At 69.0% G+C, this 20,674-nt stretch carries 21 protein-coding genes; 15 read left to right on the plus strand and 6 right to left on the minus strand.

Going from position 1 to position 20,674, the window contains the following annotated elements; translation table 11 throughout:
* Nucleotides 1-3 precede the first annotated feature (3 nt).
* The 3 genes from rpe (at nt 4) to ACZYYX_RS26495 (ending at nt 2,060) form a co-directional block, all read left to right on the plus strand.
* On the plus strand, nt 4-699 hold the full coding sequence (gene rpe, locus ACZYYX_RS26485; RefSeq protein ID WP_463817804.1) for a ribulose-phosphate 3-epimerase: 696 nt from the start codon (nt 4-6) through the stop codon (nt 697-699).
* Nucleotides 696-1,697: a bifunctional diaminohydroxyphosphoribosylaminopyrimidine deaminase/5-amino-6-(5-phosphoribosylamino)uracil reductase RibD gene (gene ribD, locus ACZYYX_RS26490; protein WP_463817805.1), complete on the plus strand. Its 1,002-nt coding sequence runs from the start codon at nt 696-698 to the stop codon at nt 1,695-1,697. The genes rpe and ribD overlap by 4 nt, the downstream gene beginning before the upstream one ends.
* A 177-nt stretch (nt 1,698-1,874) precedes the next feature.
* A complete protein-coding gene (locus tag ACZYYX_RS26495) occupies nt 1,875-2,060 on the plus strand; it encodes a hypothetical protein (protein ID WP_463817806.1) in 186 nt (61 codons plus the stop codon).
* Here the strand turns inward: ACZYYX_RS26495 and ACZYYX_RS26500 are convergent.
* Nucleotides 2,027-3,610 carry an MFS transporter gene (locus ACZYYX_RS26500; RefSeq protein WP_463817807.1) on the minus strand — a complete coding sequence of 528 codons (1,584 nt, stop codon included), beginning with the start codon at nt 3,608-3,610 and terminating at the stop codon, nt 2,027-2,029. The two genes, ACZYYX_RS26495 and ACZYYX_RS26500, sit on opposite strands and share 34 nt — an antisense overlap.
* A complete protein-coding gene (locus tag ACZYYX_RS26505; RefSeq protein ID WP_463817808.1) occupies nt 3,610-4,314 on the minus strand; it encodes an LppX_LprAFG lipoprotein in 705 nt (234 codons plus the stop codon). The genes ACZYYX_RS26500 and ACZYYX_RS26505 overlap by 1 nt, the downstream gene beginning before the upstream one ends.
* A gap of 61 nt (nt 4,315-4,375) precedes the next feature.
* Between ACZYYX_RS26505 and ACZYYX_RS26510 the strand changes: the two genes are divergently transcribed.
* Nucleotides 4,376-4,987: a riboflavin synthase gene (locus tag ACZYYX_RS26510; RefSeq protein WP_463817809.1), complete on the plus strand. Its 612-nt coding sequence runs from the start codon at nt 4,376-4,378 to the stop codon at nt 4,985-4,987.
* Here the strand turns inward: ACZYYX_RS26510 and ACZYYX_RS26515 are convergent, their stop codons facing one another.
* Complete coding sequence (locus tag ACZYYX_RS26515) at nt 4,988-5,680, minus strand: DJ-1/PfpI family protein (RefSeq protein ID WP_463817810.1); 693 nt, start codon at nt 5,678-5,680, stop codon at nt 4,988-4,990.
* A gap of 111 nt (nt 5,681-5,791) precedes the next feature.
* Between ACZYYX_RS26515 and ACZYYX_RS26520 the strand changes: the two genes are divergently transcribed.
* The 3 genes from ACZYYX_RS26520 to ACZYYX_RS26530 are packed head-to-tail and all read left to right on the plus strand — an operon-like array spanning nt 5,792 to nt 8,024.
* A complete protein-coding gene (locus ACZYYX_RS26520; RefSeq protein WP_463817811.1) occupies nt 5,792-7,063 on the plus strand; it encodes a bifunctional 3,4-dihydroxy-2-butanone-4-phosphate synthase/GTP cyclohydrolase II in 1,272 nt (423 codons plus the stop codon).
* Complete coding sequence (gene ribH / locus ACZYYX_RS26525; RefSeq protein ID WP_463817812.1) at nt 7,060-7,542, plus strand: 6,7-dimethyl-8-ribityllumazine synthase; 483 nt, start codon at nt 7,060-7,062, stop codon at nt 7,540-7,542. The genes ACZYYX_RS26520 and ribH overlap by 4 nt, the downstream gene beginning before the upstream one ends.
* Nucleotides 7,539-8,024, plus strand: coding sequence for a PH domain-containing protein (locus ACZYYX_RS26530; RefSeq protein ID WP_463817813.1), 486 nt, complete (start codon nt 7,539-7,541; stop codon nt 8,022-8,024). The genes ribH and ACZYYX_RS26530 overlap by 4 nt, the downstream gene beginning before the upstream one ends.
* Here the strand turns inward: ACZYYX_RS26530 and ACZYYX_RS26535 are convergent.
* On the minus strand, nt 8,005-9,918 hold the full coding sequence (locus ACZYYX_RS26535) for a gamma-glutamyltransferase family protein (RefSeq protein WP_463817814.1): 1,914 nt from the start codon (nt 9,916-9,918) through the stop codon (nt 8,005-8,007). The genes ACZYYX_RS26530 and ACZYYX_RS26535 overlap by 20 nt on opposite strands.
* Nucleotides 9,919-9,976: 58 nt before the next feature.
* On the opposite strand from ACZYYX_RS26535, the gene uvrC reads away from it, so the two are divergent.
* The 4 genes from uvrC to whiA are packed head-to-tail and all read left to right on the plus strand — an operon-like array spanning nt 9,977 to nt 14,986.
* Entirely contained in the window at nt 9,977-12,097 is a 2,121-nt protein-coding gene (gene uvrC / locus ACZYYX_RS26540) for an excinuclease ABC subunit UvrC (protein WP_463817815.1), read from the plus strand.
* The gene (rapZ, locus tag ACZYYX_RS26545) at nt 12,094-12,984 is read left to right on the plus strand and encodes an RNase adapter RapZ (RefSeq protein ID WP_463817816.1); all 891 of its coding nucleotides are present in this window, start codon (nt 12,094-12,096) and stop codon (nt 12,982-12,984) included. Before uvrC ends, rapZ begins: the two co-directional genes overlap by 4 nt.
* On the plus strand, nt 12,981-14,012 hold the full coding sequence (gene yvcK, locus ACZYYX_RS26550) for a uridine diphosphate-N-acetylglucosamine-binding protein YvcK (protein WP_463817817.1): 1,032 nt from the start codon (nt 12,981-12,983) through the stop codon (nt 14,010-14,012). Before rapZ ends, yvcK begins: the two co-directional genes overlap by 4 nt.
* Nucleotides 14,009-14,986, plus strand: coding sequence for a DNA-binding protein WhiA (whiA, locus tag ACZYYX_RS26555; RefSeq protein ID WP_463818040.1), 978 nt, complete (start codon nt 14,009-14,011; stop codon nt 14,984-14,986). The genes yvcK and whiA overlap by 4 nt, the downstream gene beginning before the upstream one ends.
* A gap of 2 nt (nt 14,987-14,988) precedes the next feature.
* On the opposite strand, the gene ACZYYX_RS26560 is transcribed toward whiA, so the two are convergent.
* Together ACZYYX_RS26560 and ACZYYX_RS26565 are read right to left on the minus strand one after the other, a co-directional pair.
* On the minus strand, nt 14,989-15,633 hold the full coding sequence (locus tag ACZYYX_RS26560) for a hypothetical protein (RefSeq protein ID WP_463817818.1): 645 nt from the start codon (nt 15,631-15,633) through the stop codon (nt 14,989-14,991).
* On the minus strand, nt 15,630-16,874 hold the full coding sequence (locus ACZYYX_RS26565) for a threonine/serine exporter family protein (protein ID WP_463817819.1): 1,245 nt from the start codon (nt 16,872-16,874) through the stop codon (nt 15,630-15,632). The genes ACZYYX_RS26560 and ACZYYX_RS26565 overlap by 4 nt, the downstream gene beginning before the upstream one ends.
* A 32-nt stretch (nt 16,875-16,906) precedes the next feature.
* Here ACZYYX_RS26565 and ACZYYX_RS26570 point away from each other — a divergent pair, with 32 nt between their 5' ends.
* The 4 genes from ACZYYX_RS26570 to tpiA all read left to right on the plus strand — a co-directional run bounded on the left by ACZYYX_RS26570 (nt 16,907) and on the right by tpiA (nt 20,674).
* Complete coding sequence (locus ACZYYX_RS26570) at nt 16,907-17,530, plus strand: ABC transporter substrate-binding protein (RefSeq protein WP_463817820.1); 624 nt, start codon at nt 16,907-16,909, stop codon at nt 17,528-17,530.
* A 118-nt stretch (nt 17,531-17,648) separates the two neighbouring features.
* Nucleotides 17,649-18,671 (plus strand): type I glyceraldehyde-3-phosphate dehydrogenase, encoded by a 1,023-nt coding sequence (gene gap / locus ACZYYX_RS26575; protein ID WP_463817821.1) that lies wholly within the window; start codon nt 17,649-17,651, stop codon nt 18,669-18,671.
* 4 nt (nt 18,672-18,675) lie between these two features.
* Nucleotides 18,676-19,887 carry a phosphoglycerate kinase gene (locus ACZYYX_RS26580; protein ID WP_463817822.1) on the plus strand — a complete coding sequence of 404 codons (1,212 nt, stop codon included), beginning with the start codon at nt 18,676-18,678 and terminating at the stop codon, nt 19,885-19,887.
* A gap of 1 nt (nt 19,888) precedes the next feature.
* Nucleotides 19,889-20,674 (plus strand): triose-phosphate isomerase, encoded by a 786-nt coding sequence (tpiA, locus tag ACZYYX_RS26585; protein WP_463817823.1) that lies wholly within the window; start codon nt 19,889-19,891, stop codon nt 20,672-20,674.

Raw genomic sequence — 20,674 nt, forward strand, 5'->3', positions numbered from 1 at the left:
CCCATGCCCGGACAGTCCACCCGCACCGCCCCGATGATCGCGCCGTCGATCCTGGCCGCCGACTTCGCCCGGCTCGCCGACGAAGTGGCCACCGTCGAGGGTGCCGACTGGCTGCACGTCGACGTGATGGACAACCACTTCGTGCCCAATCTCACCCTGGGCCTGCCCGTCGTCGAGTCGCTGCTGAAGGTCACCGACATCCCGATGGACTGCCACCTGATGATCGACGACCCTGGCCGCTGGGCACCGCCCTACGCCGAAGCGGGTGCCCACAACGTGACGTTCCACGCGGAGGCCACCGACGATCCCCGCGCCGTGGCCCGCGACATCCGCGCTGCGGGTGCGAAAGCCGGCCTGGCCATCAAGCCGGGCACACCGGTCGATCCCTACCTGGAGATCCTGCGTGATTTCGACACGCTGCTGGTGATGTCGGTGGAACCCGGGTTCGGGGGGCAGAAGTTCATCGCCGAGGTGCTGGCCAAGGTGGGAATCGTGCGCCGGCTCGTCGACTCCGGGGAATTGACCGTGCTCGTGGAGATCGACGGCGGGATCAACGACGACACGATCGAGGCGGCAGCCGAGGCCGGGGTGGACTGCTTCGTCGCGGGATCGGCCGTCTACAGCGCCGAGGACCCGGCGCGCGCCGTGACGGCGCTACGCGCCAAGGCCGCCGCGGCCGCGAGCCACTTCGCACCGTGAACCTCGACGCCGCGATGGCTGCGGCTGTCGAGCAGGCCGAAAAGGTCAAGGGCACAACGTATCCCAACCCTCCGGTCGGGGCGGTGATCCTCGACGCCGACGGTGAGATCGCCGGCGTGGGCGCGACCGAGCCGCCGGGTGGCCCCCACGCCGAGGTGTTGGCGCTGCGCCGCGCGGGGGAGCGGGCCGTCGGCGGGACCGCGGTGGTGACACTCGAGCCGTGCAACCACGTCGGGCGCACCCCGCCGTGTGTGGACGCGCTTCTCGCTGCCCGTGTCGCGAAGGTCGTGTTCGCTGTCGCGGATCCGAATCCCGTCGCGGCGGGTGGGGCCGCCCGGCTGACGCGCGCGAGCGTCACCGTGACCGCGGGAGTCGGCGCCGACGCAGTGTCGGGCGGCCCGCTGCGTGAGTGGCTGCACAAGCAACGCACCGGAATGCCGCATGTGACATGGAAATTCGCGACGAGCGTGGACGGGCGCAGTGCGGCGGCCGATGGCACGAGCCGGTGGATCACCGGCGAAGCGGCCCGCGCCGACGTGCATCGACGACGCGCGATCGCCGATGCGATCGTGGTGGGCACCGGTACGGTGTTCGCCGACGATCCCGCGTTGACCGCCCGCCGCCCCGACGGCAGCCTCACCGACCACCAGCCGCTGCGGGTGGTGGTCGGCATGCGTGAGATCTCTCCTGACGCAACGGTTCTCAACGATGACTCGCGCACGATGGTGATCCGTACCCGCGATCCGCACGAAGTGATCCAGGCGCTGTCGGACCGCACCGATGTGCTGGTGGAGGGCGGCCCGACCCTGGCCGGAGCATTCCTGCGGGCCGGCGTGATCGATCGCATCCTCGCCTATGTCGCGCCGATCCTGCTCGGCGGACCGATCACCGCCGTCGACGACGTCGGTGTGGCGAACATCGGGCAGGCCCATCGGTGGCGCTACGACGGCGTGCATCCGGTCGGCCCCGACGTGCTACTCAGCCTGGTCCGGGCCTGAAATTCACCGTTATCGAATCGTGACCTATTGTCCATCAAGGGTTTCCGTAACCGCCGTCACGCGACGCGCGCGATGTTCTGCGGGCCCGACCTGGCGGATCCCTCGGTAGACTGACGGGGAATATCGCGCTTTCACCGACGAGTTGCGCATGGTGAGCACGAACAAAGGACATAGAGCATGACTGCACTGCAGGACTGGCTCAGCTACAGCCCGGTCACCCCGGATTCGATCAAAACGGTGATCCGCGATGCCTGGCGGGGGCTGACCATGGACGACACTGCCGACGACACCCGCCACATCGACGACGTCGTCGATTTCCCCGCCGAGCCTCAGCTGATGGGCCGCGGGCTCGAGCGCTGCTGAGGCCCGGGCTCGAGATCCGGCTCGTCGGCCCGCTCATCGCGGGCGCTGATCAACAATCCCAGTAGGGCTCCGACGACACACACCACAGCGGTGATCGTGAAGATCTCGCCGTACTGCAGCACATAGGCTTCCCGCGTCGCCTGGAGTTGGCGACGGCCCTGCTCGAGGAGCATTTGGCCGGGTGACACCCCGGTGGGCGCGGGGAGCGCGGCCAGGCGCTCCTGGAAGTACTGGTTGAAGCGGTAGAGCCCCCACGCCGACAGCGACGCGATGCCGATCAGCATGCCGACCATCCGCGCCACGACCACCGCGGCCGACGCGATGCCGTGCTGCGCCGCGGGCACCACCCGCAGGGTGGCCGAGGTCAGCGGGCCGATCACGAGCCCGAGGCCGATACCGGCGATCACGAGGTCGGTGTCGAAGGTCGGCAGCTGTACGAACCCGAGGTCGTGGTGGGCGCTCAGCACGTCGACCGTCCACTTCGAGACCAGCCAGTACCCGGCCCCGGCGATGAGCAGCCCGACGAACGCGACGATCCGATCGCCCACCTTCGTGGCGATCCATCCGCCCACCAGCGCGCCGACGGGCAGTGCGCCGAGGAACCAGACCAGCAGGAAGACCGCCTCCTGCTGTTCTTTGCCCAGCACACCCTGGGCGAACAGCTCGATGTTGACCAGCGTGACCATGAGTGCGGCGCCCGCACACAGCGACGAGCCCAGACCCGCCAGGAAGGGCCTGAACCGCACTCCAGCGGGGTCGATCAGCCGGGTGGTGGCGAACCTCTCCCAGGCGAAGAACGCGGCTGCCACGACCGCTGCCGCGATCAGCACGGGAAGCCCATAGCTCGGCAACACCTGCTTGCCGTCCGGAGCCTGGTTGTAGAGCCCGATCACGGCGAGTCCGAGAGCGAGGGCGAGCAGCAACCCGCCCACGACATCGACCTTCTCCTTCACCCGATCCTTGTCCGCGGCCGGCAGGCTGAAATGGATCATCACCATCGCGACCGCGGCCAGCGGCACGTTCACCCAGAACACGGCCTGCCAGTGGCTGAACGCGGCCACCAGGGCCACGCCGTAGAGGGGGCCGAGCACGCTGCCCAGCTCCTGGGCCGCACCGACGCCGCCGAGAACCGCGGCGCGGTTGCGGCTGGCCCACAGATCTGCGGCCAGTGCCAACGTCACGGGCAGCAGAGCCCCGCTGGCGGCGCCCTGGATGGCGCGGCCGATCACCATCATCGTCAGATCAGTCGACAGCGCGGTGATGACCGAACCGACGGCGAAGCCAGCCAGACTCACCTGGAGCAGCAGCTTGCGGCCGAACCGGTCCGAGGCCCGGCCCAGAAGCGGCATCGCCGCGATGTAGCCCAGCAGATAGCCGGTGATGATCGGGGTGACGCGCTGTATCTGGTTGATGGCGATACCGACGTCGGCCATGATGTCGCGGATCACCGAGACGACGACGTAGGTGTCGAGCGCTCCCAGCAGGACCGCGAGGCCACCAGCGGCGATCGCGACACTGCGGCTTGCCGCAGGGGCAGGTGTGCTGTGCATCACACCGCCGGTTTGTCGACCGTCACCGGCTCACCCCACTTCGACAGCGTCATCGTCACGCTGTTCCCGGGGGTGGGTTCCAGGCGGGCCTGCATCAGCTCGTGATTGCCGTCCTCGGCGACCCACGCGGTGCCTGGCACGGGACCCTTGGCGGCGATCTGCGGCGCGATCTTGTTGACCGCATCGGCCCGCACGTTGCCGGTGATGCGGACCGTCTTGACGCCTTCGATCGTCTCGCGGCCCTCGGACTTCGCGTCGGAGAAATTCGCCAGCACGTTGGCCAGACCACTGTCGGGGCTCAGGATCGCGGCGACGTCGTAGATGTCGGCGGCAGGCCCGAAGTTCGAGAGGCTGCCACCAGCGGTGATCGCGGCGTACAGGTCGCCGTCGGACACCACGAACTGGACTCCCTCGAGCTTCTGGCCCAGGAACACGATGTCAGCAGTTCCCTTGGCGGCCACCGCCGGCTTCTGGGTCAGATCACCCTCGAGGGACTCCACCGGCAACTCCGCGATCTGCCCCTGCACAGCGAGCTTCAGATGCGCGCTGGTCTGGGCTTTCGTGGTGTCGGCGGACTCCCGCAGCAACGTGGTGGCGTCCGGCAGGTCGGTCCCGGAATCCTGGGACGACGAGCCGGAGCACCCCGCGATGAGGGTGACGACAGCGAAGAGGGCGGCGACGAGCGCCAAGAGGCGGGTCTGCATGCCTGCATCGTAGAGGGTGCGGCGGAGGGGGACCGTCCGCCGGTGGGCATAGGCTGGACAGGTGTTCACCGGAATCGTCGAAGAACTGGGTGAGATCGTCGGTCGGGAAAACCTCGGCGACGCCGCACGTTTGGTCATTCGTGGCCCGATCGTGACTTCAGATGCCGGACACGGGGATTCGATCGCCGTGAACGGGGTTTGTCTCACGGTGGTCGACGTGCTGGCCGACGGCTCCTTCTCTGCCGACGTGATGGCCGAGACGTTGAACAGATCGAGCCTCAGCGGCGCTGATGTCGGCACCCGGGTGAACCTCGAGCGCGCGGCAGCGGTTAACAGCCGGCTAGGCGGCCACATCGTGCAGGGCCACGTCGACGGCACCGGTCACATCGTGTCCCGCACGCCGTCGGAACACTGGACGGTGGTCCGCATCGGGCTGCCGGAGGCGCTGTCGCGCTACATCGTCGAGAAGGGCTCCGTCACCGTCGACGGGGTGTCGCTGACGGTGTCGGGGCTGGGCCCCGACTGGTTCGAGGTGTCGCTGATCCCCACCACGCTCGACCTGACGACGCTGGGGAAGGCCGAGGTGGGGGCCCCGGTCAACCTCGAGGTGGACGTCATCGCGAAGTACGTCGAACGGTTGATGGCCGCCAAAGAGGCCTCTGACAGCGACTGATCAGGCCCACTCGGCCGCTATCCGCCGGGCCGTAGCGATCCGGTCCTGGCGCATGGCGGCCATCCGATCGGTGACGGTGTGCAGCACCGCCTCGGGTGCGGTGTCCGGTGAGCCCGCGGTGAACGGCGGTTCGGGCGCATACTGCATGGTCAGCTGCGTAGCCTGCGCCTCGTCGACGCCCCGCAGCTTGGCGGCCACGACGAGGGCGGCGTCGATGCCGGCAGTGACACCGGCCGCGAACACGAATGTGTCGTCGATCACCACTCGCTCGGCGCGTGGAATCGCCCCGAAGACCGGCAGCACGTCCATCGACGCCCAGTGCGTGGTCGCCCGGCGGCCGCGCAGCAGTCCCGCGGCGCCGAGCAGCAACGCACCGGTGCACACCGACAGCACGCACCGGGCACCGGCTGCCTGGTCGCGCAACCAGGCCATCAGCCGCTCGTCCGCCATCACGGCCTGCTGCCCAGGCCCGCCCGGCACGAGCAGCACGTCGAGCTGAGGTGCGTCCTCGATCACGGCGTCGGGCAGCAGCCGCAGGCCGCGGTAGTCACGAACCGGTTGACCGGTGAGCCCGTACGTGGTGAACGTCACATTCGTCAACGACGCGAGGACCTCGTACGGGCCTGTGAGGTCGATCTGGTCCATGTCGTCGAAGACAACAGCTCCGATGGTGAGTGCGTCGGTGGGGGCCATGACAGGGAGTATCGCGGGCTGGCTCAGGCGGGCAATAATGCGGTCTGCCGCGTGGTTCATACTGAACGGGACATACGTGGTTCTCGTGCGGGAACCGGCAAGGTGGTGAGGATGACGAGGCTGGATTCGGTCGAGCGGGCGGTGGCCGATATCGCCGCAGGCAAGGCCGTCGTCGTCATCGACGACGAAGACCGCGAGAACGAAGGCGATCTGATCTTCGCCGCCGAGAAGGCCACTCCTGAGCTGGTGGCCTTCATGGTGCGCTACACCTCCGGATACCTGTGTGTGCCCCTCGACGGGGAGATCTGCGACCGGCTGGGCCTGCTGCCGATGTACGCGGTCAACCAGGACAAGCACGGCACCGCCTACACCGTCACCGTCGACGCGAAACACGGTGTGGGTACCGGCATCTCGGCATCCGATCGGGCGACGACCATGCGCTTGCTCGCCGACCCGACCGCGGTGGCCGACGACTTCACCAAGCCCGGGCACGTCGTCCCGTTGCGCGCCAAGGATGGCGGGGTGCTTCGTCGCCCCGGCCACACCGAGGCCGCCGTCGACCTCGCCCGACTGGCCGGCCTGCAACCGGCCGGCACGATCTGCGAGATCGTCAGCCAGAAGGACGAGGGCGCGATGGCCCAGACCGACGAGCTGCGGATCTTCGCCGACGAACACGACCTCGCGCTGATCTCGATCGCCGACCTGATCGAGTGGCGCCGCAAGCACGAGAAGCACGTCCAGCGGGTCGCCGAGGCCCGCATCCCGACCCGGCACGGTGAGTTCCGGGCCGTCGGCTACACCAGCGTCTATGAAGAGGTCGAGCACGTCGCCCTGGTCAGGGGCGATATTGCCGGTCCTCACGAGGACGGACACGACGTTCTGGTCCGCGTGCACTCGGAGTGCCTGACCGGTGACGTGTTCGGTTCGCGACGTTGCGATTGCGGGCCACAGCTCGACGCCGCGCTGGCCATGGTGGCGCGAGAGGGCCGCGGCGTGGTGCTCTACATGCGTGGCCACGAGGGCCGCGGCATCGGGCTGATGCACAAGCTGCAGGCCTACCAGCTGCAGGACGCCGGCGACGACACCGTCGACGCCAACCTGAAGCTCGGTCTGCCTGCCGACGCCCGCGACTACGGCACCGGCGCGCAGATCCTCGTCGACCTCGGCGTGCGCTCGATGCGCCTGCTGACCAACAACCCTGCCAAGCGCGTCGGCCTCGACGGCTACGGCCTGCACATCATCGAGCGGGTGCCGCTTCCGGTGCGGGCCAACTCCGAGAACATCCGCTACCTGATGACCAAGCGGGACCGGATGGGCCATGACCTCGTCGGGCTCGAGGATTACGACGAGGTGCTCCCCGGCGACATCGGCGGCACGAAATGAGTCCTGCCGCAGGCGTGCCCGACATGCCGGAGCTGGACGCGTCGGGGTTGTCCCTGGCGATCGTCGCGAGCACCTGGCACGAGACCATCTGCGATGCGTTGCTCGAAGGCGCTCGCCGCACCGCCGCGGAGGCCGGTGTCATCGATCCGACCGTGACGCGGGTGCTCGGCGCGATCGAGATCCCCGTCGTCGCGCAGGCGTTGGCCAGAACCCATGACGCCGTCGTCGCGCTCGGCGTCGTGATCCGCGGGGAGACACCGCATTTCGACTACGTGTGCGATGCCGTCACTCAGGGTTTGACGCGGGTGTCGCTGGATGAGTCGACTCCGGTGGCCAACGGCGTGCTCACCACCAACACCGAACACCAGGCCCTCGACCGGGCCGGGTTGCCCGAATCGGCCGAGGACAAGGGCGCCCAGGCTGCCGCCGCCGCGCTGTCGACGGCGTTGACGCTGCGCCGGCTCGCTTCGCCGTCATGAGCGCCGATGATCGGGGCGTCCCGGAGTGGGATGTTGAGGTCAAGCCGCACCTGACCCCGAGATTCGCCTACGCCGCCGCTGTCGTGATCGTCGCGGCCCACGTGATCGTGGGGGTGCTCCTCAAGGTCGGGACCACCGGGGTGATCTTCCAGACTGCCGACCAGGTCGCGATCGCGGCGCTCGGGGTGGTGTTCGGAGCCCTGGTCTGCCTGTTCGCGCGGCCGCGACTGCGCGTCGGGGCCGCCGGTGTCGCGGTGCGAAACCTGTTGGGCTACCGCGTGTTCGACTGGAGCGTGGTGCGCGGTTTGTCATTCCATCCGGGTGCGCGCTGGGCTCGGCTGGACCTGCCCGACGACGAATACGTGGCGGTGATGGCGATCCAGGCCGTGGACAAAGCGCGTGCCGTCGATGCGATGGACCGCGTTCGCGCGGCGATGGAGCGCTACCAGGGAGCTGACGGGGTCAACCGGCGTCACCCATGACCGCGCCCTCCCGGCGCGGATCGGCTCCGCCCACCCACCCGGGCCCGGCGCGCACGATCGCCGAGAGCCCGCTGGACTGATCGGCGAGGTCGACCTGGTGGCCCAGCTTCCTCAGGCCCGTCACCAACGGATCGCCCCTGCCGTCGTCGGCGATGTCGATGACCGGGTGCTCGCCACCGACGTTGGTGGTGGGGGAATTCGCGGCCCCGAAGTCGACCATCGAGACGGCCTGCTGCGGGTCCAGGCCCCAATCCAGCATTCCGACAAGTGTTTTCACGACGAACTGGATGATGGTCGAACCGCCCGGTGAGCCGGCCACCGCGTACAGCGGACCCCGCTGCCCACTCGGGTCGGTGTCGAACACCAAAGTGGGAGCCATCGTGCTGCGTGGCCGTTTGCCCGGCTCCACCCGGTTGGCGATGGGTTCGCCGTCGGGACCGACCGGTTCGGCGGAGAAGTCGGTGAGCTGGTTGTTCAACACGAAACCATCGACCATGTGGAACGAGCCGAAGGCCGACTCGACGGTCGTCGTCAGCGAGGCGGCATTGCCCTGTGCGTCGACCACACTGATGTGGCTGGTGCCGTGTTCGGGGACGGGCGGGACCGGTGCCGTCTGCAGCCCGAACTCGCCCGGCTTGGCCGTGCCCATCGTGCGGTCGGGGGAGACGAGCGCCGCCCGGCCGGCGAGGTAGTCGGCAGCCAGTAGCGTGTCCGGGGAACCCCCTGGCAACGCCACAAAGTCGGTGTCGGCGACGTAGCGGTCGCGGTCGGCGTAGGCGAGCCGCTCGGCCTCGGCGATCAGGTGCACGCCCTGCACGGTGGGGCGTCCGCCGTTGGCATCGAGATCGGTGGGCCGGTGCGCAGCCACGTCGAAATGCGAGAGGACGCCGAGCGTCTCGGCCACGGCGATACCGCCCGACGACGGCGGGGGCATGCCGCAGATCTGCTTGCCGCGGTACGGCGTACACAGCGGTTGGCGGATCTTGGTGCGGTACCCGGCCAGGTCGTCGGTCGTCATCAGGCTCGGGGTGCGCCCGCCCGTGGTGTCGGAGGCCGCGGCCACGATGTCCTCGGCGATGGGGCCGGTGTAGAGCGCTGCCGGATCGACCGCGACCGCGCCGAGTGTCTTCGCATACGCCGGATTGGTCAGCCGGCTCGTCACCGACCGCGGGGAGCCGTCGGGCTCGAGAAAATACTCGGCGGAGGCGGGGTCTGTCCGCAGCTTCGGAGCGGCGTCGGCGATGGCGGCCGCCAGCCGCGGACTGATTTCGAACCCGTCGTCGGCGAGCCGGACCGCGGGACCGAACAGGTCCCGCCACGCTGTGCGTCCGTGCTGGGCGTGCACGTCGGCCAGCATGCGCACGATGCCGGGCACCCCGATCGAGCGGCCCGAGGCACGCGCATCGGGTTTCGGCGCGGTCCTGTCGGTGTCGGAGACCCAGCGCAAGTAGTTCTCGGTGGCTGCGGCCGGGGCGATCTCACGGCCGTCGTAGGCCTGTACCGATTTCGCGGACGCGTCGTAGTACAGCAGGAAGCCGCCGCCACCGATGCCCGAGGACTGGGGTTCGACGAGTCCGAGCACGGCCTGTGCGGTGACCAGCGCGTCGGCCGCGGTGCCGCCGTCGCGGAGGACCTCGCAGGCGGCCTGGGTGGCCAGAGGGTTGGCGGTGGCGACCGCGTAGTGGCCGGTGCGCACGGGAGTCATGTCGGTGCGGTAGCCGGTCGCGGTCTCCGGCGCCGTCTCGTCGCGGCTGCCCTTCTGCTTGCTCTGCGGGGTGCCGTTGGTCACGATGGCGCATGGGCCTGCGGGCGCGGCCGGCGTCGTGGTGTCGGTGCAACCGGCACAGACCAGCACGGCAGCCGTCAACACTCCCAGTGCCCGGGTCCAGGTCACGGTCCGCACCGCCACCTACTCGCTCTACCCCGTCGGGGCGTCGCAGTAACCTGGGTCCGTGCCGGATCCCGCGACATACCGACCTGCTCCCGGGTCGATCCCCGTGGAACCGGGGGTCTACCGGTTCCGCGATTCACATCGTCGGGTCATCTACGTCGGTAAAGCCAAGAGCTTGCGCAGCCGGCTCAACTCGTACTTCGCCGATCTGTCGGGGTTGGCGCCGCGCACGCGGCAGATGGTGACGACCGCGGCGAGCGTCGAGTGGACGGTGGTCACCACCGAAGTGGAGGCGCTGCAGCTCGAATACAACTGGATCAAGGAATTCGATCCGCGGTTCAACATCCGCTACCGCGACGACAAGTCCTATCCGGTGCTCGCCGTCACGCTCAACGAGGAGTATCCCCGGCTCAAGGTGTATCGCGGTCCGCGGCGCAAAGGTGTCCGGTACTTCGGGCCGTATTCCCATGCATGGGCGATCCGGGAGACCCTCGACCTGCTCACGCGGGTGTTCCCGGCGCGCACGTGTTCGAACGGAGTGTTCAAGCGGCACAGTCAGATCGGCCGGCCCTGCCTGCTCGGCTACATCGACAAATGCTCCGCCCCGTGCGTCGGACGGGTCAGCGCCGACGAACACCGCCAGATCGTCGGTGACTTCTGCGACTTCCTCGCCGGCAAGACCGATCGGCTGATCCGCGAGATGGAACAGCAGATGAACGCCGCCGCCGAAGCGCTGGACTTCGAACGCGCCGCCCGGCTGCGCGACAACATCGGGGCGATGCGCCGGGCGATGGAGAAGCAGGCCGTCGTGTTCGGGGACGGCACCGACGCCGACGTGGTCGCGTTCGCCGACGACGAGCTCGAAGCCGCCGTGCAAGTGTTCCACGTGCGGGGCGGCCGGGTGCGCGGCCAACGCGGGTGGGTGATCGAAAAGTCGGGCGAGCCTGGGGAATCCACGCTCGAGTACCTGGTCGAGCAGTTCCTCACGCAGTTCTACGGCGACCAGGCCGCGCTCGGTGGCGCCGCCGACGAGGGCGGTGACGAGGCCACCAATCCGGTGCCCAAGGAGGTGCTGGTGCCGGTCCTGCCCGAGACCGCCCCTGAACTGGAGACGTGGCTGTGCCAGCTGCGCGGGTCACGCGTATCGCTGCGGGTCGCTCAGCGCGGTGACAAACGCGCGCTGGCCGAGACCGTGCAGCGCAACGCCGAGCAGGCGCTGAACCAGCACAAGCTCAAACGCGCCGGGGACTTCACCGCGAGAAGTGCTGCGCTGCAGAGTATTCAAGACGCTCTGGGGCTCGAGGATGCGCCGCTGCGCATCGAGTGCGTCGACATCAGTCATGTGCAGGGCACCGACGTGGTGGCCTCGCTGGTGGTCTTCGAGGACGGGCTGCCGCGCAAGTCCGACTACCGGCACTACGCGATTCGCGAGGCCGCCGGGGACGGGCGCTCCGACGACGTCGCCTCGATCGCCGAGGTCACGCGTCGGCGGTTCCACCGCCACCTGCGCGACACCCAGCAGCCCGGCGATCTCCTCGCAGAGGGGCGCTCCCGCCGTTTCGCCTACCCGCCCAACCTGTTCGTCGTCGACGGCGGCGCCCCCCAGGTCAACGCCGCCGCGGCCGTGCTCGAGGAGCTCGGCGTCACCGACGTGGCCGTGATCGGGCTGGCGAAGAGGCTGGAAGAGGTGTGGGTGCCGTCGGAGGCGGATCCGGTGATCATGCCTCGCAACAGCGACGGGCTGTATCTTCTGCAGCGGGTCCGCGACGAGGCGCACCGGTTCGCGATCAGCTACCACCGCAGCAAGCGGTCGAAGCGGATGACGGCCTCGGCGTTGGATTCGGTGAGGGGACTGGGGGAGCACCGGCGCAAGGCACTGGTGACGCACTTCGGTTCGCTGGCGCGGCTGCGTCAGGCGTCGGTGGAGGAGATCACGACCGTGCCCGGCATCGGCGTCGCCACCGCGACTGCCGTGCTGGAGGCGCTGGGGGTGACGGCGGGCGAGCAGCAGGACACCGAACGCGACACCGAACGCGCCGCCGAACACGCCGCCGAACACGACACCGAAGATCACGCCGAACCTGACACTGAGCACGACGCGGGAACAGACACTGAACATGACACCGAACACGAGGCGGGGGCGCCGGGTATCGACCATGATCGAAGCACGGTGACGGGATGACAGAAGCGGGCATGCACAGCGAATCGGCGGGAATCGACGTGGTCCTGGTGACCGGCCTGTCGGGCGCCGGTCGCGGCACCGCGGCCAAGGTCCTCGAGGACCTGGGTTGGTATGTGGCCGACAACCTGCCGCCGGAGTTGATCGCGCGGATGGTCGACCTCGGGCTGGCCGCGGGTTCGCGGATCACGCAGCTCGCCGTGGTGATGGATGTGCGATCGCGCGGCTTCACCGGTGACCTGGCCGGGGTGCGCAGCGAGTTGGCGGCACGGAACATCACCCCCCGAGTGGTGTTCCTGGAAGCGTCCGACGACATGCTGGTGCGCCGCTACGAGCAGAATCGGCGCAGCCACCCCCTGCAGGGCAATCAGACCCTGGCCGAGGGGATCGCGGCCGAGCGCGCGCTGCTCGCCCCGGTGCGGGCAGCCGCCGATCTCGTCATCGACACGTCGTCGCTGTCGGTGCACGGCCTGCGGGAGAGCATCGAGCGCGCGTTCGCCGCCGAAACCGTCGCCAACACCAACGTCACCGTCGAATCGTTCGGGTACAAGTACGGGCTGCCCATGGACGCCGACACCGTGATGGACGTGCGATTCCTGCCCAACCCCCACTGGATCGACGAGCTGCGCCCGCACACCGGGCAGCACCCCGAGGTTCGTGACTACGTCCTCGGCCAACCCGGTGCCGTGGACTTCATCGACTCCTACCATCACCTGTTGGACGTCGTCATCGACGGATACCGGCGGGAGGGGAAGCGCTACATGACCGTGGCCATCGGCTGCACCGGGGGGAAACACCGCAGCGTCGCGATGGCGGAGGCCCTGGCCGACCGGCTCCAGGACGCGGCGCTGACGGTGCGTGTCCTGCACCGGGACTTGGGGCGCGAATGAGTGTGCGCATCGTCGCCCTGGGCGGTGGGCACGGGCTGTATGCGACCCTCTCTGCGGCGCGGCGTCTGACCCCTCATGTCACCGCGATCGTGACGGTGGCCGACGACGGCGGATCGTCGGGCCGGTTGCGCAGCGAACTGGACATCGTGCCGCCGGGTGATCTCCGAATGGCGTTGGCGGCGTTGGCATCTGATAGTCCACACGGTCGGCTGTGGGCCACCATCATCCAGCACCGCTTCGGGGGCAGCGGGGCGCTGGCCGGGCATCCCATCGGCAATCTGATGCTCGCCGGCCTCAACGAGGTGCTCGCCGATCCGGTGGCCGCACTCGACGAACTGGGACGCATCCTGGGCGTGAAAGGCCGGGTGCTGCCGATGTGCCCGATGGGTCTGAGCATCGAGGCCGACGTCGTCGGCCTGGAGTCCGACCCGCGGGTCAGCCGCGCGATCCGCGGGCAGGTCGCGATCGCGACGACGGTCGGGAAGGTGCGCCGTGTGCGGCTCCTGCCGGGCGATCCGCCGGCCACCCGTCAGGCCGTCGACGCGATCCTGGATGCCGACCTCGTGGTACTCGGGCCGGGATCGTGGTTCACCAGCGTGATCCCGCACGTCCTCGTGCCCCAGCTGGTGGCCGCTCTGCAGAGCACCACCGCGCGGCGCGCCCTGGTGCTCAACCTCGTCGCCGAGCCCGGCGAGACGTCCGGCTTCTCCGTCGAGCGGCACATCCACGTGCTGGCGCAGCATGCGCCGACCTTCACGGTCAACGACATCATCGTCGATTCGTCGCGGGTGCCCAGCGAGCTCGAGCGCGACCAGTTGCGCCGCACCGCGACCATGCTCGAGGCCCGCGTCGAGTTCGCTGACGTGTGCCGACCTGGTACACCTTTACATGACCCGGCGAGGTTGGCGGCGGCGCTGGAGGGCGTGTTGCAACGGGGCGCACCAGGAGGCACCGCAGCTACCGGCACACCGCAGACGGTGCCCACGCCGACAGTGAACCGACCGAGAGGTGACGACCCGTGGCGATGACAGCCGAGGTCAAAGACGAGCTCAGCAGGCTCGTGGTGAATTCGGTCAGCGCTCGACGCGCCGAGGTGGCCGCGCTGTTGCGGTTCGCCGGCGGCCTGCACATCGTGTCGGGGCGCGTCGTCGTGGAGGCCGAGGTGGATCTCGGCATCATCGCGCGCCGACTGCGCAAGGACATCTACGACCTGTACGGCTACCACGCCGTGGTGCACGTGCTCTCGGCCAGCGGTATCCGCAAGAGCACCCGCTACGTGGTGCGCGTCGCCAAGGACGGTGAGGCGCTGGCGCGCCAGACCGGGTTGCTGGATCTGCGTGGCCGTCCGGTGCGCGGCCTGCCAGCGCAGGTGGTCGGCGGAAGCGTGGCCGACGCCGAAGCCGCTTGGCGCGGAGCGTTTCTCGCTCACGGCTCGCTGACCGAACCGGGTCGGTCCTCGGCCCTGGAGGTGAGCTGCCCCGGCCCCGAAGCGGCTCTGGCGCTCGTCGGTGCGGCCCGCAGGCTGGGCGTGAGCGCCAAGGCGCGCGAGGTGCGGGGCAGCGACCGGGTGGTGGTCCGTGACGGCGAAGCCATCGGAGCGTTGCTGACCCGGATGGGCGCCCAGGACACGCGACTGACGTGGGAGGAGCGCCGCATGCGCCGCGAGGTGCGCGCGACGGCCAACCGGCTCGCCAACTTCGACGACGCGAACCTGCGCCGGTCCGCACGCGCCGCGGTGGCCGCGGCCGCGCGGGTCGAGCGCGCGCTGGAGATCCTGGGCGACAGCGTGCCCGACCACCTGGCCGCGGCCGGCAGCCTGCGCGTCGCGCACCGGCAGGCGTCGTTGGAGGAGCTCGGCCGCCTCGCCGACCCGCCGATGACCAAAGATGCTGTGGCCGGGCGTATTCGGCGGCTGCTGTCGATGGCAGACCGCAAAGCGAAGATCGACGGCATCCCGGACACCGAATCGGCCGTCACGCCGGATCTGCTCGAAGACGCCTGAATCTAGCGCTCGAGCAGGTGCTCGAGTGACTCCCGGTCGATCGCATCGAACTCGTGGTCCTCGACATGCATGTAGTGGCGCACCCGGTTGACGAAGTCGTTGATCGAGGCGTTGAACGCGTCGGTGGCCGCGTTGCGCTGCTCCAGTGACAGCGCACTGGCGATCTCCTGCGCGAACGCGGTGTAGATGACGCGTTGGGCGCTGTCGGCGATGTCGCTGGGCGCCACCAACCGCAGCTCGGTCAACAATGTGATCGCGCGCTTGACGTCGTCTTCGAGCACCCCGGTGGCGCGCACCACCCGGAACAGGACAGCCAGCCGATCCATGGTCTCCGGGATCGACGGGTCGGACTCGCGGGCCAGCGCGAGGAACTCGTCGCGGTCGGTGGTGCGGGCCAGCCGGCGGGTCATCTCGGCCCACTCCGCGGAGAGCTGCCTGAGTCCGTTGCTCGCCACCGAGATCTCCGTCATCGCGGCGACGAACCGGATCGTCGTATCCCGCAGCAGGTCGAACCGTTGCCGTTCCTCTTCGAGCACACTCTGCCGCTCGTGGGTCTTCTTCGCCGTCCAGTAGGTCGCGATCCCGCCCACCATGGTGCCGAGCAGGCTGGCTGAGGCGGTGATCGCCGGGATCACCCAATCGGTCATGGACGGCAGTATCGCGCTCGCCGCCCGAATGCGGCGGGCAACTGGCGACACGCGCTCCACACCAGAAGCCCTGCCTGGATGCCGAGGGCGATGGAGATCATCGAGATCACCGTGACCCCGACGGCGTCGGAGCTGTCGTCGCCGATCAACTCGGTGACGCCGATGAACCCCAGCGAGCCGGGCACCAGCAGCCAGAACCCGGGCAACAGCAGCGTCGCCGCCGACGGCGTGTTGGGCCGGCGCGCCACGAACAGCGCGCACAGCGCCAGCGCCAGTCCACCGCCGAAGCCGCTGGCGTAACTGCCCAGCGTCACGTTGCCGACCAGCTGGCCGGCATAGGAGACGAACAGGATCAGCAGCATCCAGCCCATGAAGCGGGTCGGCGGACCGTGGTAGAGGAATAGGCCGACGGCGTAGAGCGCGCAGCCCAGCCACGGCGCCCACGGCCCGAAGCGGTCCACCACCGCGACGCTGAGTTCACTTGCGGTGAGGCCGACCACCTGGGCGGCGATCAGGATGCCGAAAGCCAACTGCGCCAAGCGCATTGCGCCGGCGATCAGGCGGGCCGAGCCCGAGACCATGTCGCGGGTGCTGAGTTCGATGACCGCCAGCGTGATCGCCGTGCCGGGCAGGAACATCACCAGCGCGGGAGCCAGCGCCCGCAGACTGCCCTCGCCCAGGTGCAGCGCGCGCCCGAGCGTGAACGAGCACAGCGCCACGGTGAACGCGGCGAGCACCGGAAGCAGCTGGGTCAGCGGCGCGTTGCGACGGGCCAGGACGCCCGCCACCCCGACACCGAACCCGAACAGCGTGGCCGCGCCGAGCGCGACCAGATTGGGCTGCAGGATGAGGGCGAACGCCGCGCTCTGAAGCGTGTACCCGACCACGAACGCCCACGCGCCGAAGCGGGAGCCCATCGCCTCGATCCGGGCCAGTTCGGCGAGGCCGTCGGCCGGGCTGATCTCGCCGCGGCGGGCCTGCCCGACGAGTGCGGCCAGCGGGAAGGTCTGGTCGAAGCGCACCTCGACCTCGGCGCTGCTCATCTCCAGCGAGTCGCCGCCACTCAATTGAATGTGGTTGGGCAGCACCAGCATCTCGCCCTCGACACCGTAACTCTCCGCGCAGGTGACCAGCGTCGTGCGCACCGTCCCGATCGGGTAGCCGGCGGCGATCATCGCCGCACCCAGTCGCGCGAGGAACAGCGTCGGGGTTGCCCGTTGGGTTGTCGCTTCGTCTCCCACCGGCCGCACAGTAAACCCCCTACGGTGGGGCCATGGGCACTTTGCGGGTCGGGCTCGTCGGGCCGTACCCACCGTTCGTCGGCGGAGGCGACGGTCTGGATGTCGACCTGGCCGAGGCGCTGGGGACCGGGCTCGGCGACGACGTCGTCGTCGCATCAGTCGGCGACGTGGCCGAGGGGATGGACCGGCTGCGGGCCGGCGCCCACGACGTGTTGCTGGGTGGGTTGACCGTCACCGCCGAGCGCGACGTCGCGTTTCTACCCCCCTACGTCATCAGCGGGCAGGGGCTCGTGGTCAACACCCGCAGGCTGCCCCGTGTCCGGTCGGCGGCCGACCTCGGCGGGCTGACGGTGCGCCGCGACGACCGCGGCAGACTCGACGCCGCTGTCGCCGACCTGGCCTCCGGCGCCTGCGACGCACTGCTGGAGCTGGCGCCGGTGCTGGGCGAACTGGTGCGCGATGTGCCCGACGTCGAGGTGGTCGAACGCGGGCTGTCGGTGGACGAGATCGCAATCGCCGTCGCCGCAGGAAACACCGCGCTGATGGCGCGCGTGCAGATGGCGCAAGCCGCGCTGGAGGAGGACGGGACTTTGCAGCGGCTGCGCCGGAAGTGGCTCGGCAATCCCTACGTCGATCAGGCCGCGGCGATGCGGTAGGGCGGTCGCGGGGCAACCGCGCGCTGCGTGTACCGCACGCACTAGGCTGGCCCCGAGTACTTGAACGATTACGAACACTGCAACGACTGTGAGCAGTTCGACCGAGTAGGAGACTGACGTGACGATCCGGGTAGGCGTGAACGGTTTCGGCCGTATCGGGCGCAACTTCTTCCGCGCACTCGACGCGCAGAAGCAGGCGGGCAAGAACACCGACATCGAGATCATCGCGGTCAACGACCTCACCGACAACGCGTCGCTGGCCCACCTGCTGAAGTTCGATTCGATTCTCGGCCGGCTGCCCTACGAGGTGAGCCTCGAAGGTGACGACACCATCGTCGTCGGCGACACCAAGATCAAGGCGCTCGAGGTCAAGGAAGGCCCGGCCGCCCTGCCCTGGGGCGATCTGGGTGTGGACGTCGTCGTCGAGTCCACCGGCATCTTCACCGCCCGCGCGAAGGCGCAGGGCCACCTCGACGCCGGCGCCAAGAAGGTCATCATCTCGGCACCCGCCAGCGACGAGGACATCACGATCGTGCTCGGCGTCAACGACGACAAGTACGACGGCAGCCAGAACATCATCTCCAACGCCTCCTGCACCACGAACTGCCTCGGCCCGCTGGCCAAGGTGCTCAACGACGAGTTCGGCATCGTCAAGGGCCTCATGACCACGGTGCACGCCTACACCCAGGATCAGAACCTGCAGGACGGCCCGCACAAAGATCTGCGCCGTGCCCGCGCGGCCGCGCTGAACATCGTGCCCACGTCGACCGGCGCCGCGAAGGCGATCGGCCTGGTGCTGCCCGAACTGAAGGGCAAGCTCGACGGCTACGCGTTGCGCGTGCCGATCCCGACGGGGTCGTGCACCGACCTGACCGCGGAGCTGGCGAAGGCGGCGTCGGCCGACGAGATCAACGCGGCCATGAAAGCCGCCGCCGACGGACCGCTCAAGGGCATCCTCAAGTACTACGACGCACCGATCGTCTCGAGTGACATCGTCACCGATCCGCACAGCTCAATCTTCGATGCCGGTCTGACCAAGGTGATCGACAACCAGGCCAAGGTCGTCTCCTGGTACGACAACGAGTGGGGCTACTCGAACCGCCTGGTCGACCTGGTCGGCCTGGTCGGCAAGTCTCTCTAGCACGATGGGAATCAAGTCCCTCGAAGACCTGCTCGCAGAGGGAGTGTCGGGTAGGGGCGTGCTCGTGCGCTCCGACCTGAACGTCCCCCTCGACGGCGACGCGATCACCGATCCCGGCCGCATCATCGCGTCGGTGCCGACGCTGAAGGCACTCAGCGACGCCGGTGCGAAGGTCGTCGTGACGGCGCACCTGGGCCGGCCCAAAGGTGAACCGGATCCGAAGTTCTCGCTGAAGCCGGTGGCCGCGGCACTGGCCGACAAGCTCGGTCGCCACGTCCAACTCGCTGGCGATGTCGTCGGCAGTGACGCGCTGGCGCGCGCCGAAGGCCTGACCGACGGCGACATCCTGCTGCTGGAGAACATCCGCTTCGACGCGCGGGAGACCAGCAAGGACGACGCCGAGCGCGGCAAGCTCGCCAAGGCACTCGTCGAGCTGGTCGGTGAGGACGGCGCGTTCGTCAGTGACGGTTTCGGTGTGGTGCACCGTAAGCAGGCGTCGGTGTACGACGTCGCCGCGCTGCTCCCGCATTACGCCGGCGCGCTGGTCGACACCGAAATCAAGGTGCTCGCGCAGCTCACCGACTCCACGCAGCGGCCCTACGCCGTCGTGTTGGGCGGGTCGAAGGTGTCGGACAAGCTGGCCGTGATCGAGAACCTCGCCACCAAGGCCGACAGCCTGATCATCGGCGGCGGAATGTGCTTCACCTTCCTTGCCGCACAAGGGCTTTCGGTCGGCAGCTCGCTGCTCGAGGAGAGCATGATCGAGACCTGCCGCAAGCTGCTCGACGACTACGGCGACGTGCTGCACCTGCCGGTGGACATCGTCGTGGCGGAGAAGTTCGCGGCCGATTCGCCGGCCGAGACGGTGGCGGCCGACAAGATCCCCGACGGCAAGATGGGCCTGGACATCGGCCCGGAGTCGGTGAAGCGCTTCTCAGCGCTGCTGTCGAACGCCAAGACGATCTTCTGGAACGGCCCGATGGGAGTGTTCGAGTTCCCGGCGTTCGCGGCCGGCACCAAGGGGGTGGCCGAGGCCATCATCGGAGCCACCGGCAAGGGCGCGTTCAGTGTGGTCGGCGGCGGGGACTCGGCCGCCGCGGTGCGTCAGCTGGGGTTGCCGGACGACGGTTTCTCGCACATTTCCACCGGTGGCGGCGCGTCGCTGGAATACCTTGAGGGCAAGCAACTGCCCGGCATCGAAGTCCTGGAGACCTGATATGGCACGTAAGCCGCTGATCGCCGGCAACTGGAAGATGAACCTGAACCACTTCGAGGCGATCGCGCTGGTGCAGAAGATCGCATTCTCGTTGCCGGACAAGTACTTCGACCGTGTCGACGTGACCGTGATCCCGCCGTTCACCGACCTGCGCAGCGTGCAGACGCTCGTCGACGGCGACAAGCTGCGGCTCACTTACGGGGCGCAGGACGTCTCGCAGCACGACTCGGGCGCCTACACCGGTGAGGTCAGCGGGGCGTTCCTGGCCAAGCTGGGGTGTTCTTTCGCCGTCGTCGGGCACTCGGAGCGCCGCACCTATCACCACGAGGACGACGCGTTGGTGGCCGCCAAGGCTGCGGCCGCGCTCAAGCACGGGCTGACTCCGATCGTCTGCATCGGTGAGCCGCTCGAGGTGCGCGAGGCGGGCGATCACGTCGAGTTCAACGTGACGTCGCTGCGCGGCTCGCTGGCCGGGCTGTCGGCCGAGCAGATCAGCGGCACCGTCATCGCCTACGAACCGGTGTGGGCGATCGGCACGGGCCGGGTGGCCAGTGCCGCCGATGCGCAGGAGGTGTGTGCCGCCATCCGTAAGGAGCTGGGGGAGCTCGCCTCGGCGGAGATCGCGGCGGGGGTGCGTGTGCTCTACGGCGGCTCGGTGAACGCCAAGAACATCGGCGAGCTCATCGGGCAGGGCGATGTCGACGGCGCGCTGGTCGGTGGGACCTCACTCGACGGCGAGCAGTTCGCCACGCTCTCGGCGATCGCGGCCGGCGGCCCCCTGCCCTGA

It is taken from the genome of Mycobacterium sp. IDUB_1, from assembly GCF_055419625.1.